The sequence below is a fragment of the Streptomyces sp. NPDC041200 genome, assembly GCF_055591805.1.
In genome coordinates, this window is record NZ_JBVIZF010000056.1 from 1 (window position 1) to 26,199 (window position 26,199).

Consider the following 26,199-nt stretch of genomic DNA (forward strand, 5'->3'; position numbering starts at 1 on the left):
TGGCGCCCCGGTGTCACCAGCTGCGACCGGTCCGGACGCGCGCGGGGGCGGCACGGACACCGCGATGCCGTTCGCGGGTCTGTGCCGCCGCCGGAGCGGCGGATCCGCCGCGTCTGACGCATGATCGTTCCGGGGGAACCGAGCGGATCACACGTCAGGAAGCGGATATGGGGATCACCAAATGGTTCTTCGAGCCCGGGCACACGGCCGCCGAATTCAAGGCCAGGCACATGATGGTCACGTACGTACGCGGGCAGCTCAAGAACGTTCAGGGCTCGATCGAGGTGGATCCGGACCAGCCGGAGAACGCCCGGATCAAGGCGACGATCGACGCCACGCAGGTGTACACGGGTCAGCCGCAGCGGGACGCCCATCTGCGCAGTGCGGACTTCTTCGATGTCGAGCACCATCCGACATGGACGTTCACCGGCACGGGCGTCAGCCAGCTGAGCGAAACCGAGTTCGAGGTCGCGGGCGATCTCACGGTGCGCGGTGTCACCCGCCGGGTGCCGCTGCATGTGACCTATCTGGGGCAGTGGGGCACGCCCTGGTGGGAGGGCGACCGGGACCTGGGGCCGAGGCAGCGGGCGGGCTTCCTCGCGAAGGGCCGGGTCAACCGGCATGACTTCGGGGTGTCCTGGAACGACACGGTGGACAAGGGCGGGGTCGTGGTGAGCGACATGGTCGACTTCACCCTCGACGTCGAGGCCGTCCTCGACCCCGAGGGCGGGCGTAGCTGAGCGGCAAGACACCCCCTAGCGGCCCGGGGCTCCCCAGCGGCCCGGGGGCTCGCGGGTGCGGGTCCACTCCCCCAGCTGCCGGGCCGTCCAGGTGTTGATGATCCGTTCCTTCGGCACGCCGCACTCCACCGCCCGGGTGCATCCGTTGATCTGCCAGTCGAGCTGACCGGGCGCATGGGCGTCGGTGTCGACCGAGAAGAACGTCCCCGCCTGAACCGCCTCCCGCAGCAGCCTGCGCGGCGGATCCAGCCGCTCCGGACGGCAGTTGATCTCCACGGCGGTTCCCGACTCCGCGCACGCCGCGAAGACCTCGGCGGCGTCGAACGCCGACTCGGGGCGCTTACCGCCCAGCAGCCGCCCGGTGCAGTGCCCCAGCACGTCGACGTGCGGATCGCCGACCGCTGTCACCATCCGGCGGGTCATCGGGCGCGCGTCCATCCGCAGCTTGGAGTGGACGGAGGCCACCACCAGGTCCAGCCGGTCCAGCAGCTCGGGCTCCTGGTCCAGCGAGCCGTCCGCCAGGATGTCGACCTCGATGCCGGTCAGCAGCCGGAACGGGGCCGACGTCTCGTTCAGCGCCGCCACCACGTCCAGCTGTTCGCGCAGCCGTTCCGCCGAGAGCCCCCGGGCGATGGTCAGCCGCGGCGAATGGTCGGTGAGCACGGCCCAGTCGTGCCCCAGCAGGGCTGCGGTACGGGCCATCAGCTCGATCGGGGAACCGCCGTCCGACCAGTCCGAATGCAGATGGCAGTCGCCGCGCAGCGCGGCCCGCAGCTCGTCCGCGGCCCCATCGGGCCGGTCAGGGCCCTCCCCGCCACCGGGTTCCAGCTTCTGGAGATAGGCGGGCACCTCGCCCCTGAGCGCCTCCTTGACCACCTGTGAGGTCTTGGGGCCGAGGCCCTTGAGCGAGCCGAGCGTGCCCGCCGCCGCCCGTCGCTCCACCTCGTCCGGGGACAGCTCGGCGAGCACCGCCTGGGCATTGCGGAAGGCGCGCACCCGGTACGTCGGTGCCTGCTCGCGCTCCAGCAGGAACGCGATCCGGTCCAGCGCCGTCAGCGGGTCCACCACGCCTCCATCATCCTCGCGGTGGCTCAGGCGCGCCGGTCCGGGCGGCGGCCCGGGGGCTGCCGGGGCTCGGCGCGGGCGGTCTGTTCGGGCACGGCACAGGTCTGGGGCGACTTGTCGGAGACGGTGATGGGACGGCCGTAGTGCTGGATCTCCAGCGGGGCGCCCTGGACCAGGGTGTAGGTGACGGTGAGGTCGGTGATCTCCACCCGCAGCCGCCGTCGCAGCACTTGCACGCTGAAGGCCAGCCGGGCCAGCTTCTCCGGCAGCTTGGGCGAGAAGCACAGGCTGCCCTCGCGGTACCGCATCCCGCCGAACCCGGCGACCAGCGCCATCCAGGTCCCGGCCAGCGACGCGACGTGCAGGCCGTCGCGGGTGTTGTGCTCCAGGTCCCGCAGGTCCATCAGGGCGGCCTCACCCAGATAGTCGTAGGCCAGGCGCAGATGGCCGACCTCGGCGGCCATGACGGCCTGGGCGCAGGCGGACAGGGAGGAATCGCGGACCGTCAGGTGCTCGTAGTAGGCGAAGTCGCGGGCCTTCTCCTCGTCGGTGAAGCACTCGCCGCGCAGATACAGGGCCAGCACCAGGTCGGCCTGTTTGACGACCTGTTTGCGGTACAGGTCGAAGTAGGGGAAGTGGAGCATGAGGGGGTACTGGCTGGGGTGGGTGTTCTGGAAGTCCCACTCCTGGTGGCCGGTGAAGTCGGCGGACTGCTCGTGGACGCCCAGCGTCTTGTTGTACGGGACCGTCATGGCCTCGGCCGCGTCCCGCCAGGTCGCGGCCTCCTCGTCGTCGGCGCCCAGCAGCGAGCCCTTGTCCGGGTGGCGCTCCACGACGTCCGCGGCGGCGCGCAGGTTCGACTGGGCCATGAGGTTGGTGTAGACGTTGTCGTCCGCGATGGCGCTGTACTCGTCCGGCCCGGTCACCCCGTCGATGTGGAAGCGGCCGTGGTGGTCGTGGTGGCCCAGCGAGCGCCAGAGCCTCGCGGTCTCCACCAGGATCTCCACCCCGGTCTCGCGTTCGAACTCCTCGTCGCCGGTGGCGGCGACGTAGCGCACCACGGCGTCGGCCACGTCGGCGTTGATGTGGAAGGCGGCGGTCCCGGCCGGCCAGTAGGCGGAGCACTCTGAGCCGTCGATGGTCCGCCAGGGGAAGGCGGCGCCTTCGTGGCCCAGCTGGCGCGCCCGCTCCCGGGCGGCGGGCAGGGTGGACTGGCGCCAGCGCAGCGCCTCGGCGACCGCCTCGGGGAAGGTGTAGGTCAGCAGTTGCAGGACGAAGGTGTCGGCGTCCCAGAAGGTGTGGCCGTCGTAGCCGGAGCCGGTGAGGCCCTTGGCGGGGATGGCGCGTTCCTCGGCGCGCGCACCGGCCTGCAGGACGTGGAAGATGCCGAACCGCACGGCCTGCTGGATCTCGGCGTCGCCCTCGACCTCGACGTCGGCGCGGGCCCAGAAATCCTCCAGCCAGCTGTGCTGCTGGTCGACCAGGCCCTGCCAGCCGGTGGAGACGGCTCCGGCGAGCGCCGCCTCGACCTGGTCGCGGACAGCGGGCAGGGAGCGCGCGCCGGACCAGCCGTAGGCGACCAGCTTCTCCAGCCGCAGCTTCTCGCCCGGCTTGAGGACGGAGGTGACGGTGAGGCGGGCCACGTCGTCGCCGCTCTCGCTGGCGTGGCGGGTGGGCGGCGGTCCGGTGATCAGGTGGTCGGCGGCGGCGCCGACCCGCAGCCCGCTGTCCCTGGTGCAGTGGATCAGCAGCAGCCGCTTGTCGACGGCGGCGTTCTCCTCGGCCTCCAGCGGGCTCTCCAGCGCTGCGGCCACCCGGGGGTCCCCGCCGCGCTCCGGCAGCTGCTCGTTGGCGACCAGTTCGGACTGGACGACGACCCGGATCTCGGCGTCCACCGCCTCCACCTCGTAGGCGATCGCGGCGATGGACCGCTGGGTGAGGGAGACCAGCCGGGTCGAGCGCACCCGCACGCTGGTTCCCGAGGGGGAGGTCCATTCGCAGGTGCGGTGCAGCACGCCGCCGCGCAGGTCGAGCACGCGCTCGTGGGAGCGCAGCCGCCCGTAGCGCAGGTCGAAGGGCTCGTCGTCCACCAGCAGCCGGATGACCTTGCCGTTGGTGACGTTGATCATGGTCTGACCGGCCTCGGGATAGCCGTATCCGGCCTCCGCGTACGGCAGCGGGCGCAGCTCGTGCACCCCGTTGAGGTAGGAACCGGGCAGGCCGTGCGGCTCGCCCTCGTCGAGGTTGGCGCGCCAGCCGACATGGCCGTTGGAGAGCGCGAAAACGGACTCGCTCTGCGGCAGCAGATCGAGGCGGAGCGCGGTCTCGCGCAGCTGCCACGGCTCGACGGCATACGAGGCATCGGTGATCACGAGGCGCCCTCCAGCAGCTCGGCGAGATCCTTGACGACGATGTCGGCGCCGTGTGCGCGCAACGCGTCCGCCTGCCCGGTCCGGTCCACGCCGATGACCCGGCCGAAGCGCCCGGCGCGGCCCGCCTCCATGCCCGCCAGGGCGTCCTCGAAGACCGCCGCGTCGGCGGGGGCGGTGCCCAGTTCCCGGGCGGCCTCCAGGAAGGCGTCGGGATGGGGTTTGCCCGGGAGCTTCCGCTCGGCGGCCACCACGCCGTCGACGCGCACCTCGAAGAGCTGCTCGATCCCGGCGGCGATCAGGACGTCGCGGCAGTTGGCGCTGGAGGAGACGACCGCGGTGCGCAGTCCGGCCTCCCGTACGGCCTCGGCGAATCGCACTGATCCTGGGTATGCCTCGACGCCGTCCTCTCGGATCTTCTCCAGGACGAGGAGGTTCTTCCGGTTGCCGAGCCCCTGGACGGTGTCCTTGTCGGGCGGGTCATCCGCGCCGCCCTCGGGGAGGTCGATGTCCCGGGAGGCCAGGAAGGTGCGTACGCCGTCGGCGCGCGGGCGGCCGTCGACGTATTCGTCGTAGTCGGTGGTCTTGTCGAAGGGCTCGAAGGAGGGTCCGTCGCGACGCCGCAGGAACTCGTCGAACATCTGCTTCCACGCCGCCGCGTGCACCACAGCGGTCCGGGTCAGCACGCCATCGAGGTCGAACAGGCAGGCCCGGATGCCCGCCGGGAGGCAGAGCTTCGTCATGGCCCCCGGGTCCCCCCGCCTCCGCCGGAGTATGCGGGGGATTTCTCCAGCGCGGGTACGCGGAACCGCTCAGCCCGGTACGGCGGTGCGGCCCTCGCGGCGGGAGCGGTCGGCGGCTTCCAGCACGGCGACCACCTCGCGGCCGAACCGCACGTCGCAGGGGTCGGCCACGCCTTCGCGGGCGGCGCGCAGCAGCCGGTCGACGGCCGTGGTGAACGCCTCCACCGCCGTGGTTTTGGGGTCGGGCACCTCGGCCGTTCCCTGCTCCCCGTAGAAGTCGCAGCCGAATCCGGCGGCGGCGGGCGCGGCGTCCAGGGTGAGCGCGAGGCTGCCGACCGCGCCCGACTCGTGCCGCAGCAGGACGTGCGTGGCGCCGCGCGGTCCGTCGAGGGCGGTGACCTCGGCCACCGGGCCCAGCACCGGCAGCAGCAGCGACAGGGCGTGCGGACCGACATCCCACAGCCCGCCGCGTTCGCGGCGCCAGGGAGAGCTGCCGTACGGGCTGCCGGAGCGGAATATGGAACCGAAGCCGGTGGCCCGGCCACCGTCCCAGCCCCCGGCCGCGGCGGCGCTGTCCAGGAACGAGGCGATGGGCGCGGCGAAGCGCCGGGTGAAGAAGACCACCGAGGCCGCCGCGTGCTCGTCGGCGGCGGCGACGATCCGGTCGGCGGCAGCGGTGGTGAAGGCCACCGGCTTGTCCAGCAGCAGATGGCGCCCGGCCCGTGCGGCGCGCTCGGCGAGACCGCTCTGGATGTCCGGCGGGAGGGCGACGGCGACCGCGTCGACGTCGCCGATCAGCGCGTCCGCGTCGGGGTAGGCGCGGGTGCCGTAGCGGTCGGCCAGCGCCGCCGCCTTGGCCGGGTCGCGGCCCCAGATCCCGGCGAGTACCGCGTCGGGGTGCGCGGCGAGTGCCGCGCCGTGGGTCTCCGCGGCCCAGGGGCCGGTTCCCAGCAGTCCGAAGCGCATCCGTCCGCCCTTTCGCCCGGTCCGCCGCGGGACGCTCCCGCGGCCGGGCGCGATCCTACGCCGCTGTCCCCCCCGGGCACGTCGCCGGAGGTACGCCGCTCACCTGCTTGGACGTGGGCGGATGCCGGAGGGTGGGGGCGGTGACAATCTTGGGCCACGGCCCGGCCGCAGCCCGCGCACGGCCGCGCTCCCCTCACCGCTGGAGGATGTCCGTGGCCAGCCCGACCCGCCCGAGCCGCACGACACCGGGCCGTGCGACGCGGCCTTCCCCGGGCCGTCGCCGCGCCCCGGCGCGCGCGATCGCGGCGCTGCTGCTGTGCGGTGCGGCAGTGCCCGCCTGCGCCTCCGCCCCGGAGCGCGCCTCCCACCCGCGGAAGCCGGCGGCGCCGCACCACTCGGCGCGGGCGCAGTCCGCGGCCGAGCAGGCGGCCCGGGCGCGTCTGCTGCCGGGCATGCCCGCGCCGCTCGATCCGCACGACCTGTACGCGGCGGACCGGCCGGGCAAGCTGTCGCGGACGGTGAAGAAGTTCCCGTCACGGGTGTACGTGCCCAACACGCTGTCGGACACGGTGAGCGTGATCGACCCGAAGACGTACAAGGTGGTCCGCACCATCCGGGTCGGCCACCAGCCGCAGCACGTGGTGCCGTCGTGGGATCTGAAAACGCTGTGGGTCAACAACGACCTCGGCAACACCCTCACCCCGATCAACCCCGCGACCGGCAAACTGGGACGCCCGGTGGACGTCCACGACCCGTACAACCTCTACTTCACCCCGAACGGCAAGCACGCCGTGGTGATGGCCTCCAAGGACCGGGCCCTGGTGTTCCGGGACGCGCACACCATGCGGGTGGTGAAGTCGGTGCCGGTGAAGTGCTTCGGCGTCAACCACGCGGACTTCTCCCCCGACGGGCGCTACTTCATCGTCTCGTGCGAGTTCTCGGGCGAACTGCTGAAGGTGGACACGGCCCGGATGAAGGTGGTGGGCCAGCAGCGGCTGCCGCTCGCCGGAGCCATGCCGCAGGACGTCAAGATCTCGCCGAACGGGAAGACCTGGTACGTCGCCGACATGGTGGCGAACGGGGTGTGGGTCCTGAACGGGGACACCTTCAGCCGCCCCCGGCTGCTGCCCACCGGCAAGGGCGCCCACGGCCTGTACGTCAGCCGGGACTCCCGCACCCTCTACATCTCCAATCGCGGCGAGGGCACGGTCTCCCTGCTGTCCTTCAAGTCCGGCAAGCTCACCGGCCGCTGGCGGCTGCCCGGCGGCACCAGCCCCGACATGGGGGGTGTCTCCGCGGACGGCAAGGTGCTGTGGCTCTCGGGCCGCTACAACGGCGAGGTGTACGCGATCGACACCCGCACCGGTCGGCTCCGCGCCCGGGTCCCGGTGGGCGGCGGCCCGCACGGGCTCGCCGTCTATCCGCAGCCGGGCCGCTACTCCCTCGGCCACACCGGCATCTTCCGCTGAGCCGCTGAACTGCTGAGCCCGGCGGAATCGGCTGGCGTCCGATGCATAGCCCGGCTATATAGGCCCGTGATACATATGTACGTGTGGAGTACACACACCAGTCCGGCTCGTCGGAGACCGAGGGCAGCGCGGCCCGTGAGGAGGCCGCGGAGGCGCTGGAGCAGCTGGCGTTTCTCGCGGTGCGCCATCTGACCACCCGGGACATCAGCTTCACCGCGGCTTCCACGCTCGGCCGCCTGAGCCGGGAGGGCCCGGCCCGGCTCACCGCGCTGGCCGCCGACGAGGGCGTCAGCCAGCCCTCGATGACGCAGCTGGTCCAGCGGCTGGAGCGGCAGGGCCTGGTGACCCGGATCGACGATCCGCACGACGGGCGCGTGGTGCTGGTGGCCATCACCGATGGCGGGCGCACACTGCTCGCCGAACGGCGCCGCGACCGTACCGCCCGACTGGCCGGACTGCTCGCCACCCTGCCCCCCGAGGACGAACAGGCGCTCGCCGCCGCCGTCCGCGCCGCGGCCCCCGCCCTCCAGCGGCTGGCGGCGGACGCGGGGCGGACCCGCAGACCCCCGGGGAGTGCCGCTTCCTGAACGGAGCCCTTCTTGTCCGCTGACTCACGCGCCGGCTCACTCCCCGCCGACTCCCGTATCGCCGACCCCCACGTCGCCGGATCCCGCCCCGCCGGTCCCCGCGCCACCAGCCCGTTCAAGCAGCCCAAGGCCGTCTGGGCGGTGGCCTTCGCCTGTGTCATCTCCTTCATGGGCATCGGCCTCGTGGACCCGATCCTGCCCGCCCTCTCCAGCAAGCTGCGGGCCACGCCCAGCCAGGTGTCGCTGCTGTTCACCAGCTATCTGGTGGTCACGGCAGTGGCCATGCTCGTCACCGGTTTCGTCTCCAGCCGCATCGGCGCCAAGCGCACCCTGGTCGCCGGTCTGGTGCTCATCGTGCTCTTCAGCGCGGCCGCGGGGGCGTCCGGCGGCATCGACGGGATCGTCGGCTTCCGCGCGGGCTGGGGGCTGGGCAACGCCCTGTTCATCGCCACCTCGCTCGCCGTCATCGTCGGCTCGGCCAGCGGCGGTTTCGGCGGCGCCATCATCCTCTACGAGACCGCCCTGGGCATCGGCATCGCGGTGGGCCCGCTGCTCGGCGGAGAACTCGGCGCCATCAGCTGGCGCGGGCCGTTCTTCGGGGTGTCGGTCCTGATGGCCATCGCCCTGATCGCGACCATCGTGCTCGTCGAACCCACCCCCGCCCCGGCTCGCCGCGCCTCGGTCATGGACCCGCTGAAGGCGCTGCGCCACCGCGGACTGCTCACCATGGGGCTGACCGCGCTCTGCTACAACTGGGGCTTCTTCACGGTGCTGGGCTACGCGCCCTATCCGATGGACCTGGGCACCCATGAGCTGGGCTATGTCTTCACCGGCTGGGGCATGTTCGTCGCCCTCTTCTCCGTCTTCGGCGCGCCCTGGCTCCAGGCCCGGCTGGGCATAGCCCGCGCGCTGTATCTGAACCTGGCGCTGTTCGCCCTCGACATCCTCGTCATCGCGGTGTTCACCACCTCAAGGACGACGCTGATCGCGGCGGTCGTCGTGGCCGGTGCCTTCATCGGCGTGAACAACACCATCACCACTCAGGCGGTGATGACCGTCGCGCCCGTCGAACGGCCCGTCGCCTCGGCCGCGTACGGCTTCGTCCGCTTCATCGGCGGCGGACTGGCCCCGTACGCCGCGGGCAAGCTCGCCGAACGCGCCGGGGTGCACGCCCCGTTCTACGTGGGAGCCGCCGCCGTCGCCCTCGGCATCGCCGTCCTGGCCACCGGCCACTCACAGCTCGCCGAGGCGGAACGGGCCCAGGCGGCTGCCTGACGGGGCGCCGAGGCCGCCTCGGTCTCCGCGGCCTGAGGCGAACGCCGCCGTCAGATGCGCCAGCAGCGGATGCGCCCGGCCGCGTCGAAGACGTCCGCCTTGCTGGACAGGATGTCCCGGACCAGGTCGATCAGCGCGCCGTACGGCGGGTCGATGCCCTCGCCGGACGCGTGCATGTAGGCCACCGCGGTCGCGCTGGCAAAGCGCGCGTTGCTCGCCGGGAGCGGCCTGAGCGTGGCGAGCGTGTGCAGCAGCGCCGCGGCCCGCCACGCCGGGTCGGGATCGACGCCCAGGCGCGGCGGGTCGACGCGGTGGCGGGCCACGGCGGCGACCAGCCCCGAGAAGTCGGAGATGGCCGGCTGTTCGGGCAGGACCTCCTCATGGCGCTGGAGCAGCCACGGGATGTCGATGTGAAGCGGCGGCATCGTCACGCGGCCTGCCCCGGGTGACGATGCTCGTCGTCCGGGAACGCGTCCGCGAAGGCGTCCGCGTTGTCCGCGAAGAAGCGCCTGAAGACCTCGGCGCCTTCCTCCAGGGCGCGGTGGCGGGCGATGTCGGCGACGGTCGCCTCACGGACGAGGGCCTTCATCGTCGTACCGCGTTCCTTGGCGATCTGGCGGAGGTCCTCAAGTTCCCGATCGCTGAATTCCACGTTGAGTGCTGACATGCGGCACACCCTACTTGTCCGGTACCCCGTCAGCAATCGCCCCAGCTCACACCATGCTTTTGTAGGTACTTGACAAGTCTGGACAAGCGTTACGGAGCCTGTGCTCCGGGTGGCCGGGCACCGCTTTGGTCCACCCTTACGAACGGCTCGCGCACCTCGCGATCCGTCAGCGCTCGGTACGCGGCGGGGCGCCGGAACGCGTTGCCCCAGGTTTCGCGGCGCCGGTAGTCGCGGAGCGCGTCGAGGTCGAAGACCGCCGGGTAGACCCCCTCGGCCTCGCCCGCCTCGATCACGAGCATGTCCCGGGAGGAGCCGTCCTCGGTGAAGGCGACGCCGTCGAAGGCGATGGAGTGTCCCCAGCCGGGGCCCGCGTAGTTGGCCATGGCCAGGGCGGTCATGTTCTCGTAGGCGCGGGCCCGGAACTGGCCGAGCCGGTTGATCTCCAGATCGCAGGCGTTCGGGGTGAGGACGAGTTCCGCCCCGGCCAGCATCAGGGCCCGGGCGCTCTCCGGAAACTCCCGGTCGTAGCAGATCATCGCGCCCGTCATGACCTCGCCCGCCGCCGTGTCCAGGGCGCATACCTCGAAACCGTCCCCCGGGGTGAGGGCGGCCTCGGGCCAGCCGAAGGCGCAGGTGTGCACCTTGGCATAGGTGAGGGCGAGGCGGCCGTGGCGGTCGATGAGGGAGACGGTGTTGCGCGGCGCCCCGTCCCACTTCTCCAGGTACGTGAGGGCGATCGCCATGTCGAGTTCGGCCGCCAGCTCGCGGAAGTGGCCGACGAAGGGCCCGTCACGGGTGATCGCCGCATCGCCCCAGATCGCCTCGTGCGCCGCGGGCGGCGACTTGGGCAGCGTACCGTCCCACAGCCGGGGGTGGCGGTAGAGGTCGCCGGTGGCGTCGTCGGCGACGGCCGGCCGGTAGCCGTTGCTCCACATCTCGGGGAAGAGCGCGACGTCCGCGCCGATGGCCTTGGCCCGGCGGCAGGCGGCATCACCGGTGGCGAGGTTCGCCCGCGCGTCGCGGCCGGGAGGCGCGAGCTGGAGCAGGGCGACGGTCAGGGTGGTCATGACTGGTCTCTCCTTCGTCGGCTGATGGAGCGGAGGCGAAGGAGTGGCCGGTGGTCCCCGGGCGCGCGGCGGGCGTCACAGCATGCCCGCCACGCTACCGGGCACCCGGGGCCGCTCGTAAGACCCCGGCGACCAGGCCGGACGGCCCGGTGCGCGGGAGGTGAGGGTACGGTGAGCCGCATCACAGGAGATCGCGGGACATCGCAGGAGGAGAGCGTGACCATGGAGCAGCGGGTGTGCGGCCGGACCGGGCGCGAGGTCTCCGTCGTCGGGCTGGGGACCTGGCAGCTGGGCGCGGGCTGGGGCGACGTCAGCGAGGCGGACGCCCTGGCCGTGCTGGAGGCGGCCGTCGAGTCGGGGGTGACGTTCTTCGACACCGCCGATGTGTACGGGGACGGGCGCAGCGAGCAGCTCATCGGGCGCTTTCTGCGGGACCGGCCGGACGCCGGGATCTTCGTGGCCACCAAGATGGGGCGGCGGGTGCCGCAGGTCGCGGAGAACTACACGCTGGACAACTTCCGTGAGTGGACCGACCGTTCACGGGCCAACCTGGGTGTGGACACGCTCGATCTGGTGCAGCTGCACTGCCCGCCGTCCTCGGTGCACGCCACCGACGCGGTGTTCGACGCGCTGGACACACTGGTGGACGAGGGCCGGGTGGCGGCGTACGGGGTCAGCGTGGAGACCTGCGAGGAGGCGCTGACGGCGATCGCGCGGCCGGGGATGGCGAGTGTGCAGATCATCCTCAATCCGTTCCGGCTCAAGCCGCTGGAGAGGGTGGTTCCGGCGGCCGCGGAGGCCGGGGTGGGGATCATCGCGCGGGTGCCGCTGGCGTCCGGTCTGCTGTCGGGCAGGTACACCAAGGACACGCTGTTCGCCGACGACGACCACCGCACGTACAACCGGCACGGCGAGATGTTCGACCAGGGCGAGACCTTCTCGGGGGTGGACTTCGAGGAGGGCGTCGAGGCGGCGGTGGAGTTCGGGAAGCTGGCGCCGGATGGTGCCACGCCCGCGCAGACGGCGCTGCGGTGGATCGTCCAGCAGCCGGGGGTGACCTCGGTCATCCCCGGCGCGCGTGGCCCCGAGCAGGCACGGGCGAACGCGGCGGCAGCGGCGCTGCCGCCGCTGCCGCAGTCCACCCTGGACGCCATCGGCGAGCTGTACGACCGGCGGATCCGCGCCCAGGTGCACCACCGCTGGTGAGGTTCTTCCTGGGCTGATGGCCTCAGAAGCCCGCGACTCAGAAGCCCGCGGTCGCCGCCCATCCGGTCAGTTCGCGCTGGGCGGCGGCGCGCAGCTCCGCGGTGGGGGCGGCGGTGCCGTCGGCGACCAGGGCGTAGTGCAGGGTGCCGCTGTCGCCGGGTGCGGAGAGCACCAGCCGGCGGGCGTCCGCGCCACCGGGCTCGGCCGCGGCGGCGATGGGGTGGTCGGCGGTGTGCCCCTGCGCGGTGTACGCGGGCGGGCCGGTGACGGTGCCCAGGTCGGAGACGACGGTGGTGGTGGCGGGGTCGAAGTCGCGGGGCAGGTGCAGTTCGGTGGGGGCGTCGGTGCGGCCGTCGGAGCGCCACACCAGCAGTCCGTAGCGGCCGGAGCCGGTGAGCTTGGCGACGTTGGGGAGGGAGCTGGGGATGCGGTCCCAGCTGAGGGTGGTGTTGCCGTCGCGTGAGCGGTCCTCGAAGGTGAACGCGAGCGTGCGGCCCGCTACCGCGCGCGGGTAGAGGCGGTCGAGCAGCCGGGCGTCCTGGCGCAGCTGGGCGTTGCCGGAGTCATCGAGGCGTACGGCCGAGAGGTCCTCGTCGTTCCAGGCGTCGCCTTCGGTGAGGATCTTGGAGGTGTTGCCGTTCATCGCCTCGCGGTGGCGGCCGTTGTAGAGGTCCCACTGCCACTGGTTGGAGGAGAGGACGGAGCCGGACGTGGCGGGCTTGGTCCACCAGGTGGCGCCGGGCAGGCGGGAGTCGAGCGCCTGGTACATGCCCTTGAGGACGGTGGGCGCCTTGTCGGAGGTGAAGCCGGTGAGCGGATGGCCGAACTCGCTCATGACGGCGGGGGTGTTCAGCGCGGTGGCGCGGTCGCGGACGGCACCGAAGTCGGTCGAGTACTGGCCGTCGGCGGCCTTACCGGGCATGAAGACACCCGAGATGGCCTTCTGGTCGTAGTAGTGGGTGTTGAAGACATAGCGGGAGCCAGGCTTTCCCCCGTCGAGCAGCCCGCCCTCCTGGCGCTGGAAGGACAGGTTGGAGTTCCAGAACATGTTGGGCTCCACGAAGGCGGGCTTGTCCCGCCATCCCGCGGCGTCCATGCGCGCGCGGAACTTCTCGTAGAACGGCCACAGCACGTCCTTCTCCCAGGTGCGGCTGTTCTGGCCGTCGTCGTAGACGCCCGCGTAGGGCTCGTTGAGCGGGTCGAAACCGGTGACGCGGGCGAACGCGTCGGCGGGGAGGCGCTGGGCGAGGTAGGACATGGTCTTCTCGGCGGTGGCGAGGAAGGCGTCCTGAACGCGCACGGTCCCGGCGCTGGTGGTCAGCGCGCGGTTGTGCCAGAAGTCGCGGGTGGCCTTCATGACTGCCTGGTTCTGGGTGATGTTCTGGCCCCAGTGGGCGCAGATGCCGCAGGACTCCTTGCCGTAGCCGCCCGCGTCGACAACCCACTTGGGGGCGCCGTCGCCGCTGTACCAGCTGTCCTTGTCGAAGATGTGGCGGGAGTAGAGGTCCTGGTGGAAGTCGGGGTAGACCCGGATTCCGGCGTCGAGGAAGGCCTTCATCTGGGCGGTGACCTGCTCCAGGTAGCCGGTGTCCACCTCGCCGGGCCGGGGTTCGGCGTGGGCCCAGGAGAGCAGGAAGCGCACCGAGTTCGCCCCGGTCAGGTTCCGCATCGCGGCGGCGGACTTCCGGGCGTCGGCCACGCTGGCGAAGGGGAGGCCGTTGTTCTCCTCCAGCTTGGTCTCGCCGGAGACGTTGAAGCCGCGGAGCACGACCTCGCGGCCGTGGCCGTCGGCGAACCGGGTGCCGTCCGTGGTCACCTCGTCCGCGGCCCGTCCGTCGAACCAGGGCGGCTCGGCGGCGGCCGCCGGGGTGGCCGGGGCCACGATCGCGGCCACCAGCAGAACGGCCGCCCCGAGCAGCCCTGTTCGGCCCGCTCGGGTGCGGCCGTTCCGTATGCCTGAAGTCACGGTGCCTCGCGTCGCATGCGTCGCCATGGACACTACCGTCCAGTAGACATGAAGAATCGTCAACTAGTGGCGCTCAGCGGATCGTTCGGCGTTCGCGACGCATCAGGACAATCGGGTTACCGCGGGAAACCGCTGCCCAGGCCCGCACCCGCTTCCGGGGCGCCGAGCCCGTCGGGACCGAAGGAGACGATGCCGTCGGTCGTCAGACCGGCCGACGCGCCGCGCAGCACCCAGGCGGCGCCGCTGGAGGTGTGGGCGCCGTCCTCGCCGGGGGCACCCACGGACAGGTCGCTCTTGCCGTCGCCATCGGTGTCGGCGTGCTGGACCGCCGCGCCGAAGTAGTCGCCCGCCTCGGCTGCGCCCGGGACCCCGGCGGTGTCCTGGGTGAACGCCTGCGCGCCGGTGCCGGACAGGCCGCCCGCGCCGCCGTACAGCTGGACGACGCTGCCCGCGTCCTTCTGACCGGCCTCCAGGTCCTCGTACGGGATGCCGACCGCGACGTCCGCGTAGCCGTCACCGTTGACGTCGTCGGCACTCAGCGCGTTACCGAACTGGTCGCCCTCCTCGTTGACGCCCGGCACACCCGCGGTGTTCTGGTCGATGGTCGCGGTGCGGGTGGTGCTCGGCCCGGACGCGGTGCCGTAGAACACCTTGAGGGTGCCGTGGTCGTACGGCAGGTCCTCGACGACACCGCCGGGGACGGTGCGCATGATCAGGTCGCCGTAGCCGTCCTTGTCGACGTCCCCGACGGTGGTGGCGGCGGCGTCGGTGAGCTTGGTGGGCGTCTTCCCGAGGCCGTCCGTGCCGCCCTTCCAGACGAGGGTGTCCTCGGACATCTCCTCGAAGGCGTGGGTGCTGACGAGTTCGTCCTTGCCGTCGCCGGTGATGTCGCCCGCGGTCAGGCTCGTCGGCCGGTCGATCTTTCCGGTGTCAACGGTGGCGCTCCCCGCCGCCGCGCCCTCACGGGTGAACGGGCCGAAGCGGACGCGCAGCCCGGTGGTCTCGTCGAGCTCCGAGCCCTTGTTGACGATGACCTGGTCGACCAGATCGGCGTGGCCGTCACCGTTGAAGTCCCCACCGGCGATGGTGCTGTAGCCGAAGTTGTCGCCGTCGCCGCCGGGCAGCTGGGTGCCGCCGCCGAGGCCGTTCGCCGAGCCCCACAGGACCGTGGTGGCGGGCTTGTTGCCCGTCTGGACCGCCAGGTCGGTGTAGCCGTCGCCGTCCAGGTCGCGGGCGACCGTCTCCTCGCCGAAGTACGCCGAGGCGGCGGGGTCACCGGGGACACCCTCGGTGGCCTGGCTGACGATCTGCCGGTGGCCGGTGTCCGTACCGGAGGCCGAGCCGTAGACGACGGCGACATAACCGGCCTTGGCCTTGCCGCCCACGGTGCCGCTCGGCGCGGAGATGGCGAAGTCGGCGTATCCGTCCTTGTTGAAGTCGGCCCGCGGCGCGGAGGCCGCGGCGGTGGCGCGGGCCTCGGCAGCGCCCGCCGACGGGGCGGCGAGTAAGACGGGGGTGGTCACAAGCGCGACCACCGTCGCGCAGCGCGCGACGGCGGAAAGGGAACGGGGCCGCACAAATCCTCCAGCTCGTTGGTGAGCGTTTACCTCACGTACACCCACCAGGACAGCCGGAGTCGCCGAACGGTTGCGCACCGGGACCTAGGGAATCCCCTAGGCGGCGCCTTGCCGGTCAGTTCAAGCAATGTGACGCACCGCCTCCCGACGATTGACGCGTCAGCTGTCACGGTCTACGTTCTGATCGGTTTACCGAACTCTGTTCGAAATATCGACACCATCTGGTGCCTGGCCGCACATCCTCCCTTGGAGACCGAGATGAGTGCAGTGCTCCGCCCCGGCTCCCAGCCGTCCCGGCGCCGCTTCCTCGGCATGGCCGCCGCCACTCCCCTGGCGGTATCCGGCGCGCTGGCCCTCGGCGCCGGAACGGCCCACGCCGCCGACTCGGCTTACGCGATGTGCTACTTCACCGAGTCCACCAGCCTCGGCGCGGGCACCGACTACGGCCTCCACCTCGCCGTGAGCACGGACTCCCTCAACTGGACGCCGCTGAACCAGAACAACCCCGTGGTCACCCCCACCGCGGGCGCCCTCGGTCTGCGCGACCCGTTCCTCATGCGCAAACAGGACGGCACGTTCGTCGTCCTCGCCACCGACCTCAAGGGGACCGACTGGAGTTACAACAGCCAGTACGTCCATGTCTGGGACTCCACGGACTTGCGCGCCTTCACCGGCTACCGGCGGCTGAAGCTGCACGACATGACCACCCACAGCTGGGCCCCCGAGGCGTTCTGGGACGCGGGCAGAGGGCAGTACGCGGTCATCTACTCCTCGGTCAACTCCAGCGGCCACAACGTGATCATGGTCAACTACACCAGCGACTTCGTCACCGCGTCCGCCCCGCAGGTCTTCTTCGACCCCGGCTATGACGTGATCGACGGAAACATGGCCGTCGGCGTGAACGGCTACAACTATCTCTTCTTCAAGAAGAGCCAGACCCTGGTGGCGGCCCGCTCCACCTCCCTGAACCCGGGGAGCTTCAGGGAGTTCAGCGCCGGTGTCGCGCACGGTGGCACCGAGGCCCCGACCGTCTACAAGTCCCTGACCTCGAACACCTGGTACCTGTGGGGCGACACCTACACCCCCAACGGGGTCTTCTACGCCTGGCGGAGCACCGACCTCGCCTCCGGCACCTGGACCGCGCTCGACCAGAGGACCTACACCCAGCCCGTCAACTCCAAGCACTGCGGCATCACGACGATCACCACGGCCGAGTACGGAAACCTGATGGCCAAGTGGGGCGCCCCGGCCTGGAACCGGCTGAAGTCGTACAACTATCCGGACCGCTACGTCCGCCACTTCGGCTACGTCGGCCGTATCGACACGTACCCCTTCGACCTGTACACCGACTCGCTGTGGAAGCTGGTGCCGGGCCTCGCCGACAGCTCGGGCATCTCCTTCCAGTCGGTCAACCACCCCACCCGCTACCTGCGCCACTACGACTACCAGCTCCGGCTCGACGTCAACGACGGGACGTCGGCGTTCGCCGCGGACGCCACCTTCTACCGCACAGCAGGCCTGGCCGACTCAACCTGGGCCTCCTTCCGCTCGTACAACAACCCCACCCGCTACATCCGCCACTCCAACTACGTCCTGCGCATCGATCCCATCTCCACGGCGACCGAGCGTCAGGACGCGACCTTCCGTGTCGGCTACTGAGCCTCCGAGCGGGAGCGCTCACCGGGTTACCGTCCACTTCTGATTGGCGGCGCCGGTGCAGGTCCATATCTGCAGCCGGGTGCCATTGGCCGAACTGCCGCCACTGGCGTCCAGACACTTGTCGGCCTGCGGGTTGACGATGTCGCGGGCCGCGGGGACGGCCCACTGCTGGGCCGGGCTGCCGTTGCAGTCGTAGAGCTGGACCGGGGTGCCGTCGGCCGTGCCGCCCGATGCCACGTCCAGACACTTGCCCAGCGCACGGATCGTGCCGTCGCCGCCGACGGTCCACTGCTGGGCGGCCGAGCCGTTGCAGTCGTAGAGCTGCACGGGGGTGCCGTTGGCGTTGTTGGCGCCCGCCACGTCCACGCACTTGCCGCCGACGCCGGTGATGGCACCGCCGCCCGGTTGACCGCTGTCGGTGCTCACCCGGACATAGTCGACGATGAGCTGCTGAGGGAAGACCGTGCTGCCGTCGGGGTCTCCGGGCCAGTAGCCGCCGACCGCGAGGTTGAGGATCAGGAAGAAGGGCTTGTTGAACGCCCACTGCCGTCCGCCGAGGTCGGCAGGGGTGCGCCGCTGGTACACGGTTCCGTCGACGGACCAGGTGATCGCGTTCGGGCTCCAGTCGACCGCGAAGGTGTGGAAGGCGTCGGCGAACGCCTGGCCGCCGGGCAGGGTGTACCCGGCCCCGATGCCGCCGGACCCCGAGTACCCGGGGCCGTGGAGGGTGCCGTGGACGGTGGACGGCTCGAAGCCCACGTTCTCCATGACGTCGATCTCACCCGAGTTGGGCCAGCCGACCTGTCCGATGTCGTTGCCGAGCATCCAGAACGCCGGCCACATACCCTGCCCGCGCGGAACCTTCATCCGGGCTTCGACCCGGCCGTACGTGGTGGTGAACTTGCCCGCCGTGTTCAGCCGGGCGGAGGTGTACTCGCACCTTCCGTACCAGCACTGATAGTTGTCCGGGTTCTCCCGGCGGGCGGTGATGACCAGATGGCCCTGCCCGTCGAGGGCGGCATTGCGGTTTCCCGCGGTGTAGTACTGGCGTTCATGGTTGCTGACGTTGTCCCCCGTCTCGATCTGCCACTTGCCGCCGTCGACGGCGGAGCCCGCGGGCCCGTCGAACTCGTCGGAGAACGTGACGGCGGCGGCCGCCGCCGGTCGCGCGGCGGGATTCGCCGCGGAAGCGGGCGCGCCCTGCGCCAGTCCAGTGGACAGCGACGCGAGGGCGAGGACCGAGACGAAGGACAGCAGCAGCCGCCGGGGGATGCGCGGGGAGCCCATGGCTCTCCCTTCCGGAACATGTGAATGACAGGCGCGGAGAGCCATGAGGCGCGGGGGTGAAGCCTGACAGGTGTTCAGCTCACTACGTGATTTAAGAAGTGGAGGAAGACCCTGTCAAGAGATTGGTATGGACCAAATGCTCACCGAGCACTGACGAAGCTCACACCTGGACGCCGCATCCCCTGGCGATCCCGAGCAGACCCACCGCATACCCCTGGCCGATCGCGCGGAACTTCCACCCCCCGCCCCGCCGGCACGGCCGGCCGAACACCATCGCGGCCTCATCGTGACCGCCCCCGGTCCGCTCGAAGCGGCACATCCCGCTCGCGCCGCATGCCCGACCGACAGTGAATCTACAGGACTGTAGAAATAACCGGAACGGGTGACCGATCATTTGAAGCCACCAGACCCCGCGGAGGCACAGCCGCCTTCGCGGCACCTCTCTACAAACCTGTAGTTTTCTTTTTCCGCGTCACGCGACGGGGAGCACCGACAAGGAGATGCAAGATGGCGCTGTGGGACCGCCTCAAGGACTCGGTCCAATCGATGCAGGCCCAGCTCACGGCGAAGAAGAGCGACTTGAAGAGCGGAGCCTTCCGGGACGCCAGCATGGCGATGTGCGCCCTGGTGGCGGCGGCGGACGGCAGGATCGACCCCTCGGAGCGGGAACGCGTCGCCCAGCTCATCGCCACCAACGATGTGCTCCAGACGTTTCCTTCGGACGATCTGCACCGCCGCTTCGAGGAGAACCTCGACAAGCTGACCGTGGACTTCGACCTCGGCAAGGTCAATGCGGTGCGGGAGATCGCCAAAGCGAAGAAGAAGCCCGCCGAGGCACGGGCCGTCGTCCAGATCGGCATCGTCATCGGCGGCGCCGACGGCCACTTCGACGACAACGAACGGGCGGTCGTCCGCGAAGCGTGCTTCGCCCTGGACATCCCTCCGACCGAGTTCGACCTGGCACCGCACGCGGCCGACGATCCCGGCGACATGGAACGGGAGACCCGCCCCGGGGCCGCCCTGCCCGGAGACGAGCTTCAGGTGTTCCTCAAGGCGCTGGCCAGCGGCACGCGCCAAAGGCTCTTCTCGCACTTCGCCGATGGCGAGGAGCTGACGGTCGGCGAGGCCGCCGAACGTGCCGGACTCGGCCCGTCGACCACCTCCGAACACCTCGCCGTCCTCCGGCGCGGAGGGCTGCTCCAGTCGATACGCACCGGCAAGCTGGTCCGCTACCGCACCGACCAGGAGAACATCACCGAACTCCTCGGGCAGCTCCATTCCTACCTGCACGCCCCAGCACCACCGACACCGGCACCGAGCCACCTGCCGCCCGAGCCCGGGCGGGGTGATTCAACGTGACCAAGCGGCTCGATGGCACCCTGGCCCAGGTTTCTACAGTGCTGTAGATTGACATCGTCGTTCGCGGCCCCTGCCACGGGCCGCCACCTACTGGAGGAGACCACCCACCCATGTTCGGCCTCAGCGAGCTCGCTCTCCTCCTCATCGTCGCCATCGTCCTGATCGGCGCCAGGAAGCTCCCCGACCTCACCCGCTCCGCGGGCAAAGCGGCCCGCATCCTCAAGAGCGAGGCCAAGGCCATGAAGGCCGACGACGCTTCGGCCAACACCCCGAACGCCCCGCGCGTCATCCGGGTCGCCCCCGGCGACGTCACGCGCAAGGCCCCGGGAGCTGACAGCGGCCGGGGCTGATACCTCTCCTGGGAAGTCGCCGCGTTCCCGCACGACGCCAGCGGCGCTGTTCTCGCGGGGGCTCTGAGCCGTACCGTGATCGCATGGAACAGCGCATCACGTTGGTCACGCTGGGCGTGTCCGACCTCGCTCGGGCCAAGGGTTTCTACGAGGCCCTGGGCTGGCGCGGGCAGGAAGTCGAGGAGACCGTCTTCTTCCAGGCGGGCGGGCTCGGGGTGGTGCTGTGGGACCGCGATAAGCTCGCGCGGGACTGCGGGCTGGAGCCCGGGCCCGCCGCCGGGTTCGGCGGGATCGCCCTGGCGCACAACGTGCGCTCCGAGGCGGAGGTCGACACTCTGCTCGCGGCGGTGGAGGGCGCCGGTGGGACGGTGACCAAGCCCGCGGCCGTCAACGCCATCGGCTTCTACTCCAGCGCCTTCGCCGACCCGGACGGTCACGCCTGGGAGGTCGCGCACAACCCCGGGTTCCCGCTCGCCGAGGACGGGTCGGTCACCCTGCCCGATTTCGGCGCTCCGTGACGCCCGGCTAGTCCGCGTCGTCCACGTAACGCAGCACGCCCATCATGTGCCGCTCGTCGGCCTCTTCCGGGCGGGTCGCGACGCAGTCGGTCAGCCGCTTGGTGAGGGTGTCGGCGTCGATGCCGGTGCCGATCATCACCAGCTGGGTGGTGCGGGGCTCCCCGCGCTCCCAGGGCACCGGCTGGAAGCGGAGGTACGCGCCGACGGCGTGCAGCCCGTACTTCCGCCGCGGTGCGGCGCCGGCGAAGTGGACGAAGCCCTTGAGGCGGTAGAGGCCCGCGGGCCGGGCGTCGAGGAATCGCATGAAGCGACGCGGGTCCAGCGGCTCGGCCGAGGTGAATTCGACGCTCTCGTACGCGGCGTGCAGATGGCGGCGGTGGTCGTCGTGCTCTTCGGTGCCGTCGCACACATCGGCGAACGAGAGCTGCCGGAAGCGCTCCTCGGGCGTCTCCCGGGGCTCGTGGTCGAAGAGGAGACCGGGGTCGACGCGGCCGTGCTCGGCGGTGAGGACGGGCAACCCCGGGGCGATCTCGGCGACGGTCTCCAGGACGCGCCGCCGCTCGTCCTCCCCCACCCGGTCGGTCTTGTTGACCACGATCAGGTCGGCGTCGCGCACATGGCGGTCCAGCTCGGGGTGGCGGTCGCGGGTGCTCGTGAACTCGGCGGCGTCCACGACCTCCACCAGGCCCCCGTAGCGGATGCGCTCATTGCCGCTGGACAACAGCGTGCGGATCATGCTCTGCGGTTCCGCCAGACCGCTCGCCTCGATCACGATGACGTCGATGCGCAGCTCCGGGTCGGTGAGCCGGTCCAGCATCTCGTCCATTTCGGAGGCGTCCGCCGCGCAGCACAGACAGCCGTTCTCGATGGGGATCATCGAGTCGACCTGTCCGGCGACGGCCATGGCGTCGATGTTGACGCTGCCGAAGTCGTTGACGATGACCCCGATCCGGGTGTCCACGCTGTCGCGCATCAGATGGTTGAGCATCGTGGTCTTTCCGGAACCCAGGAAACCCGTGACGAGAAGGACCGGGATCCGTTGTGTGGCCAAGGCTCTGTCTCCGTGCGGCGATGCGTAGGCGGTGCGGGCGGGCCGTTCATGCTATCCGGACGGCGGCCCGGGGCGGATCTCGGCCATCGGCGAGTGAGCTGACATGCTGTCAGTTTCGGTGGCGCCGCCCCGCTTCGGCCATTACCAGGTTCGGCATCAAGGCCGCAAGGTATACCTTTCCGCGCGGGCGCACTCTAGTGGGATCCTGGCCAACTCGCGCCCGTCGCCTGTCTTCCGTGCGCGCCGTGCGGGTCCTTAAGCTCTCAAGCAAGCGAGACGACTGGTGACCGCGTGCCACACGATACGCATGTGGCCCGGTCGGCGGCGGCCTGATCTCCTCGCCGCAGTGCCACCTCCGCACCTCATACGGCTCATCATCGTCACCCTTCACCCCCGCACTGGGCTCCTTATGCCCCATCAGCCGAACGATGACCGACTTGTCGAACGAGAGTGGGCGACATATGCGGATACACACCATGCCTCACGACGCACGACCCGCCGATCCCCTCCGGCACCTCTCCGCCACGGACCGGCGGTTGTTCCAGCGGTTCGGCCAGGGGCCGGTGGCCACCCTCCCCTGCTCCCTGATTCACCAGGCCATCGAGCGGCACGCCGCCGCCTCCCCGCTCGCCGTCGCGGCCGAGCACCTCGGCGAGACGATCACGTACGGGGAACTGGACCGGCAGGCCGGACGGCTGGCGGCCCGGCTCGCGCGGCTGGGCGTACGCCCCGGGGACAACGTCGCGCTGTTCGTCCGGCGCTCCCTGCCCCTGCTCGTCGGCCTGCTGGCCACCCTGAAGGCGGGCGCGGCGTACGTGCCGCAGGACGTGGGGCTGGCGCCCCCGGCCCAGCTCGGCCATGTCATCCGCACGGCATCGACCCGGGTGATCCTCACGACGTCGGACTACGCGGACCGCGTCCCCGCGCTGTCCGGTCGCACCGTCATCCCGCTCGACACCGCGCTGGCCGAACCCTTCGACGACGAGACAGACGGACAGGCGTTCGTCCCCGCCCGGCCCGTGACACCGGACGACGGCTGCTACGTGCTCTTCACCTCCGGCACCACGGGGACGCCCAACGGGGTCACCGTCACCCATCGCAATGTGTGCAACCTCCTGCTCACCGACCCCGGTGACCTGGGGATACGGCCCGGAACGCGCGTATCGCAGATCCTCAACGTGGCCTTCGACATGGCCGCGTGGGAGATCCTCGGGTGTCTGAGCCACGGCGCCACCCTCGTCATCCGCGGCACCGACATCGCCGAGACCGTACGCCGGGTGGACGTGGTCATCGCGACCCCGACCGTGCTCAGCGCGGTCGACCCGGAGCTGTGCGGACGGGTCAAAGTCGCCGCCGTCGCCGGGGAGCCGTGTCCGCGCTCGCTCGCCGACCGCTGGGCCCGGATCTGCACGTTCTACAACGCGTGCGGGCCGACCGAGACCACCATCGTCAACACCATGCAGCGCCATGACCCGGCGGCGCTGCGGCTGACCATCGGACGGCCGACTCCGAACAACACCGTGTACGTCCTGGACGCCGAGCGGCGCCCGTGCGCCATCGGCGAGACCGGCGAGATGTGGGCGGGCGGCGACTGCGTGTCGGCGGGCTATCTGCACAATCCGCACCTCACCGCGGAACGGTACGCACCCGACCCGTTCCTCGGTGGCGGGCGGCTGATGTTCCGTACCCGCGACCTGGGCCGCTGGACGCCGGACGGCGAGCTGGAACACCTGGGCCGCACCGACGACCAGGTCAAGGTGCGGGGCTTCCGGGTCGAACTGGACTCGGTGTCGGCCGTCCTCGAAGCGGTCCCCGGCTGCGTCCGCGCGGTGACGCTCAAGCTGGACGACCGCAGTCTGGTGTCCTTCGCCGCCCCGCTGCGGGTCGATCCCGAGGCGGCGCGGCAGGCCGTGGCCCGGGCACTCCCCTACTACTGCGTGCCGGTGGCCGTTCACACGCTCCCGGCGCTTCCGCTGACCAGCCGCGGGAAGGTCGACAAGCCGGCCCTGCTGCGGCTGGCCGCCGAACGCCGTACCGCCGGTGAGGTGGCGTCGTGACCACACCCCGCGCCGAAGCGCCGCCGCGCACCGCGGAGCTGCCGCTGCCGCCTCGGACACCGGGGGTGCGCGGGCTGCTCAAGCATCCGCGCATGATGCACTACAACCGGCTGATCGCCCTGGTCCTGGCCGTCAACCTGGCCTTCCTGCTGTCCCGTTCGGGTGAGGGTCTGCCGCCCGGCACGCTCTCCGACGCGGCGCTCGTCAACTTCGCGCTGGCCATCGTCATCCGTCAGCAGTACGTCGTCAATCTGCTCTTCCGCGTCGCCACCGCGGCGCCCACCAGCTGGCCGCTGCGGATCCGGTGGACGCTGGCGAAGGTCTACCACTTCGGCGGGGTGCACGTCGGCGGGGCCCTCGCGGGCACACTCTGGTTCCTCGCCCTGGTGGGCTCGCTGACCCGGCACGCCACCCCGGGCGCGACGCTCGCCGTCTCGTACGCCCTGGTCCTCCTGTTGCTCGGGATCACGGCCACCGCGCTGCCGACCTTCCGGGCACGGTTCCACGACCACTTCGAGAAGACACACCGCTTCGGCGGCTGGGCGGCACTCGTGCTCTTCTGGGCGCAGACGGTGCTGACCACGCTCGACGGCCGGGGCGAGGGGAAGAGCGACGGATCCGCCGCCGGGCGGCTGCTGACGGCGCCGGGCGTCTGGGGGCTGGCCGTGATCACCTTCAGTGTGGCGCTGCCATGGCTGCGGCTGCGCCGGGTGCCGGTGGCGGTCGAACGCCCCTCCGCCCATGTGGCGCTCGCCCGCTTCAACCACGGGGTGACGCCCTTCGCCGGGTCCTCGACGGCGATCAGCCGCAACCCGCTGCGGGAATGGCACTCGTTCGCCAATGTGCCCGCGCCCGGTGAGTCCGGATTCCGGCTCACCATCTCCCGCGCCGGGGACTGGACCGGGAGGTTCATCGACGACGCGCCGTCCCGGGTGTGGGTGAAGGGCATCACCACCGCGGGCGTGGCCAACATCGAGACGCTGTTCCACAAGGTGGTCTACGTGGCCACCGGCAGCGGTATCGGTCCCTGCCTCCCCCACCTGCTGGCCCAGCAGGTCCCGGCGCGGCTGGTGTGGGCGACCCGGGCGCCCCGTACGACCTACGGCGACGCCCTGGTGGACGAGATCCTGGCCGTCCAGCCCGACGCGGTCATCTGGGACACCTCCGAACACGGCAAGCCCGACATGGTCCGGCTCGCCTACGAGGCGTACGCGGACTTCGGGGCCGAGGCCGTCATCTGCATCTCCAACAAGAAGCTCACCTGGCGGGTGGTCCACGGCCTGGAGTGCCGCGGAATCCCCGCGTACGGCGCCATCTGGGACTCGTGAACCGGCCCACGCGGAAGGAGACACCGTGAATTTCATCAAGATCGAGCGGCAGGAGCGCGTCGTCACCGTGACGCTGCACCGCCCCGAGGTGCTCAACGCGCTCAGCGGCGCTCTGCTGGACGAACTGGTCGAGGCGCTGCGGCCGCTGGACCGCGACCCCGGGACCGGCTGCTTCGTGATCACCGGCTCGGAGCGGGCGTTCGCGGCGGGCGCCGACATCAAGGAGATGGAGCCCAAGTCCTCCGTCGAGATGTTCACCGAGGACTACTTCGCGGGCTGGGACGCCTTCGCCGCGCTGCGCACTCCCAAGATCGCGGCGGTGTCCGGCTACGCGCTGGGTGGCGGCTGCGAGCTGGCGATGATGTGCGACATCATCCTCGCCGCGGAATCGGCCACCTTCGGTCAGCCGGAGATCAAACTGGGCGTGATCCCGGGCATCGGCGGCACACAGCGGCTGACGAAACTGGTCGGGAAGGCCAAGGCGATGGACCTGGTCCTGACCGGGCGCACCATGGGCGCGCAGGAGGCGGAGCGCGCCGGGCTAGTCTCCCGGGTGGTCCCCGACGACCAGCTGATGGCGGAGGCGGCGGCCGTGGCAGCGAGCATCGCGTCCTACGGCAAACCGGCCGCCATGGCGGCGCGGGAGGCGGTGGACCGGGCGCTGGAGGTGGGGCTGCGCGAGGGAATGCTCTTCGAGCGGCGCTCCTTCCACGCGCTGTTCGCCACCGAGGACCAGTCCGAGGGGATGGCCGCGTTCCGTGAGAAGCGCGCTCCGCGCTTCACCGGCCGCTGACGTAAGGGCGCGGCGTGGTTCCGCCCCCATTCCCGGGGAAGGGGAACGGCGGGTTGTTCAGGGGGCTCCCCCCCCACCCCCGCTAAGAAGAAGGTCGCCT

At 71.0% G+C, this 26,199-nt stretch carries 23 protein-coding genes and 2 pseudogenes; 13 read left to right on the top strand and 12 right to left on the bottom strand.

The window, feature by feature from the left end:
* The first annotated feature begins 167 nt into the window (after window positions 1–167).
* Window positions 168–740: a YceI family protein gene (locus tag ACZ6CL_RS40190; protein ID WP_468945849.1), complete on the top strand. Its 573-nt coding sequence runs from the start codon at window positions 168–170 to the stop codon at window positions 738–740.
* 15 nt (window positions 741–755) lie between these two features.
* Here the strand turns inward: ACZ6CL_RS40190 and ACZ6CL_RS40195 are convergent, their stop codons facing one another.
* The 4 genes from ACZ6CL_RS40195 to ACZ6CL_RS40210 form a co-directional block, all read right to left on the bottom strand.
* Window positions 756–1,805, bottom strand: a complete 1,050-nt coding sequence (locus ACZ6CL_RS40195; protein WP_468945888.1) for a PHP domain-containing protein — start codon at window positions 1,803–1,805, stop codon at window positions 756–758.
* A 26-nt stretch (window positions 1,806–1,831) separates the two neighbouring features.
* Window positions 1,832–4,177 (bottom strand): glycoside hydrolase family 65 protein, encoded by a 2,346-nt coding sequence (locus ACZ6CL_RS40200; protein ID WP_468945851.1) that lies wholly within the window; start codon window positions 4,175–4,177, stop codon window positions 1,832–1,834.
* The gene (locus ACZ6CL_RS40205) at window positions 4,174–4,917 is read right to left on the bottom strand and encodes an HAD family hydrolase (RefSeq protein WP_468945853.1); all 744 of its coding nucleotides are present in this window, start codon (window positions 4,915–4,917) and stop codon (window positions 4,174–4,176) included. The genes ACZ6CL_RS40200 and ACZ6CL_RS40205 overlap by 4 nt, the downstream gene beginning before the upstream one ends.
* 69 nt (window positions 4,918–4,986) lie before the next feature.
* Window positions 4,987–5,883, bottom strand: a complete 897-nt coding sequence (locus ACZ6CL_RS40210; protein ID WP_468945856.1) for a Gfo/Idh/MocA family protein — start codon at window positions 5,881–5,883, stop codon at window positions 4,987–4,989.
* Between the two features lie 212 nt (window positions 5,884–6,095).
* On the opposite strand from ACZ6CL_RS40210, the gene ACZ6CL_RS40215 reads away from it, so the two are divergent.
* From ACZ6CL_RS40215 to ACZ6CL_RS40225, 3 genes are all read left to right on the top strand, one after another.
* Window positions 6,096–7,352 carry a YncE family protein gene (locus ACZ6CL_RS40215; RefSeq protein WP_468945857.1) on the top strand — a complete coding sequence of 419 codons (1,257 nt, stop codon included), beginning with the start codon at window positions 6,096–6,098 and terminating at the stop codon, window positions 7,350–7,352.
* An 83-nt stretch (window positions 7,353–7,435) separates the two neighbouring features.
* Complete coding sequence (locus ACZ6CL_RS40220) at window positions 7,436–7,939, top strand: MarR family winged helix-turn-helix transcriptional regulator (protein ID WP_468945860.1); 504 nt, start codon at window positions 7,436–7,438, stop codon at window positions 7,937–7,939.
* Window positions 7,940–7,996: 57 nt separating this feature from the next.
* Complete coding sequence (locus ACZ6CL_RS40225; protein WP_468945891.1) at window positions 7,997–9,214, top strand: MFS transporter; 1,218 nt, start codon at window positions 7,997–7,999, stop codon at window positions 9,212–9,214.
* Between the two features lie 50 nt (window positions 9,215–9,264).
* Here the strand turns inward: ACZ6CL_RS40225 and ACZ6CL_RS40230 are convergent, their stop codons facing one another.
* The 3 genes from ACZ6CL_RS40230 to ACZ6CL_RS40240 all read right to left on the bottom strand — a co-directional run bounded on the left by ACZ6CL_RS40230 (window position 9,265) and on the right by ACZ6CL_RS40240 (window position 10,948).
* Complete coding sequence (locus tag ACZ6CL_RS40230) at window positions 9,265–9,639, bottom strand: toxin Doc (RefSeq protein ID WP_468945893.1); 375 nt, start codon at window positions 9,637–9,639, stop codon at window positions 9,265–9,267.
* 2 nt (window positions 9,640–9,641) lie between these two features.
* Window positions 9,642–9,881 (bottom strand): hypothetical protein, encoded by a 240-nt coding sequence (locus ACZ6CL_RS40235; RefSeq protein WP_468050962.1) that lies wholly within the window; start codon window positions 9,879–9,881, stop codon window positions 9,642–9,644.
* Between the two features lie 89 nt (window positions 9,882–9,970).
* Window positions 9,971–10,948 (bottom strand): carbon-nitrogen hydrolase family protein, encoded by a 978-nt coding sequence (locus tag ACZ6CL_RS40240; protein WP_468945862.1) that lies wholly within the window; start codon window positions 10,946–10,948, stop codon window positions 9,971–9,973.
* 222 nt (window positions 10,949–11,170) lie between these two features.
* Between ACZ6CL_RS40240 and ACZ6CL_RS40245 the strand changes: the two genes are divergently transcribed.
* Window positions 11,171–12,154, top strand: coding sequence for an aldo/keto reductase (locus tag ACZ6CL_RS40245; protein WP_468945895.1), 984 nt, complete (start codon window positions 11,171–11,173; stop codon window positions 12,152–12,154).
* A 37-nt stretch (window positions 12,155–12,191) separates the two neighbouring features.
* Here ACZ6CL_RS40245 and ACZ6CL_RS40250 read toward each other — a convergent pair whose 3' ends face one another.
* Together ACZ6CL_RS40250 and ACZ6CL_RS40255 are read right to left on the bottom strand one after the other, a co-directional pair.
* Window positions 12,192–14,147 carry a cellulase family glycosylhydrolase gene (locus ACZ6CL_RS40250; protein ID WP_468945865.1) on the bottom strand — a complete coding sequence of 652 codons (1,956 nt, stop codon included), beginning with the start codon at window positions 14,145–14,147 and terminating at the stop codon, window positions 12,192–12,194.
* A gap of 89 nt (window positions 14,148–14,236) precedes the next feature.
* Entirely contained in the window at window positions 14,237–15,697 is a 1,461-nt protein-coding gene (locus ACZ6CL_RS40255) for an FG-GAP-like repeat-containing protein (protein ID WP_468945868.1), read from the bottom strand.
* A gap of 258 nt (window positions 15,698–15,955) precedes the next feature.
* Between ACZ6CL_RS40255 and ACZ6CL_RS40260 the strand changes: the two genes are divergently transcribed.
* On the top strand, window positions 15,956–17,356 hold the full coding sequence (locus ACZ6CL_RS40260; protein WP_468945870.1) for a glycoside hydrolase family 43 protein: 1,401 nt from the start codon (window positions 15,956–15,958) through the stop codon (window positions 17,354–17,356).
* Window positions 17,357–17,374: 18 nt separating this feature from the next.
* Here the strand turns inward: ACZ6CL_RS40260 and ACZ6CL_RS40265 are convergent, their stop codons facing one another.
* Window positions 17,375–18,643, bottom strand: a complete 1,269-nt coding sequence (locus tag ACZ6CL_RS40265; protein ID WP_468945873.1) for a ricin-type beta-trefoil lectin domain protein — start codon at window positions 18,641–18,643, stop codon at window positions 17,375–17,377.
* 160 nt (window positions 18,644–18,803) lie between these two features.
* Window positions 18,804–18,989, bottom strand: a pseudogene (locus ACZ6CL_RS40270) (TerD family protein); the annotation flags it as partial.
* 161 nt (window positions 18,990–19,150) lie between these two features.
* Between ACZ6CL_RS40270 and ACZ6CL_RS40275 the strand changes: the two are divergent.
* From ACZ6CL_RS40275 to ACZ6CL_RS40290, 4 genes and pseudogenes are all read left to right on the top strand, one after another.
* Window positions 19,151–19,603 (top strand): annotated as a pseudogene (locus tag ACZ6CL_RS40275) (tellurite resistance TerB family protein); the annotation flags it as partial.
* Window positions 19,604–19,633: 30 nt separating this feature from the next.
* Window positions 19,634–20,002, top strand: a complete 369-nt coding sequence (locus tag ACZ6CL_RS40280; RefSeq protein WP_468945898.1) for an ArsR/SmtB family transcription factor — start codon at window positions 19,634–19,636, stop codon at window positions 20,000–20,002.
* A 110-nt stretch (window positions 20,003–20,112) separates the two neighbouring features.
* Window positions 20,113–20,352, top strand: a complete 240-nt coding sequence (locus ACZ6CL_RS40285; protein ID WP_468945875.1) for a twin-arginine translocase TatA/TatE family subunit — start codon at window positions 20,113–20,115, stop codon at window positions 20,350–20,352.
* A gap of 83 nt (window positions 20,353–20,435) precedes the next feature.
* A complete protein-coding gene (locus ACZ6CL_RS40290; protein ID WP_468945878.1) occupies window positions 20,436–20,870 on the top strand; it encodes a VOC family protein in 435 nt (144 codons plus the stop codon).
* A 7-nt stretch (window positions 20,871–20,877) separates the two neighbouring features.
* On the opposite strand, the gene ACZ6CL_RS40295 is transcribed toward ACZ6CL_RS40290, so the two are convergent.
* Window positions 20,878–21,921 (bottom strand): CobW family GTP-binding protein, encoded by a 1,044-nt coding sequence (locus ACZ6CL_RS40295; protein ID WP_468945880.1) that lies wholly within the window; start codon window positions 21,919–21,921, stop codon window positions 20,878–20,880.
* Window positions 21,922–22,397: 476 nt separating this feature from the next.
* On the opposite strand from ACZ6CL_RS40295, the gene ACZ6CL_RS40300 reads away from it, so the two are divergent.
* From ACZ6CL_RS40300 to ACZ6CL_RS40310, 3 genes are read left to right on the top strand one after another with little or no spacing between them, the layout of a single operon-like run.
* On the top strand, window positions 22,398–23,978 hold the full coding sequence (locus ACZ6CL_RS40300) for an amino acid adenylation domain-containing protein (protein ID WP_468945882.1): 1,581 nt from the start codon (window positions 22,398–22,400) through the stop codon (window positions 23,976–23,978).
* A complete protein-coding gene (locus tag ACZ6CL_RS40305; protein ID WP_468945884.1) occupies window positions 23,975–25,306 on the top strand; it encodes a ferredoxin reductase domain-containing protein in 1,332 nt (443 codons plus the stop codon). The genes ACZ6CL_RS40300 and ACZ6CL_RS40305 overlap by 4 nt, the downstream gene beginning before the upstream one ends.
* A gap of 25 nt (window positions 25,307–25,331) precedes the next feature.
* Window positions 25,332–26,099 (top strand): enoyl-CoA hydratase-related protein, encoded by a 768-nt coding sequence (locus ACZ6CL_RS40310; RefSeq protein WP_468945886.1) that lies wholly within the window; start codon window positions 25,332–25,334, stop codon window positions 26,097–26,099.
* Window positions 26,100–26,199 lie beyond the last annotated feature (100 nt).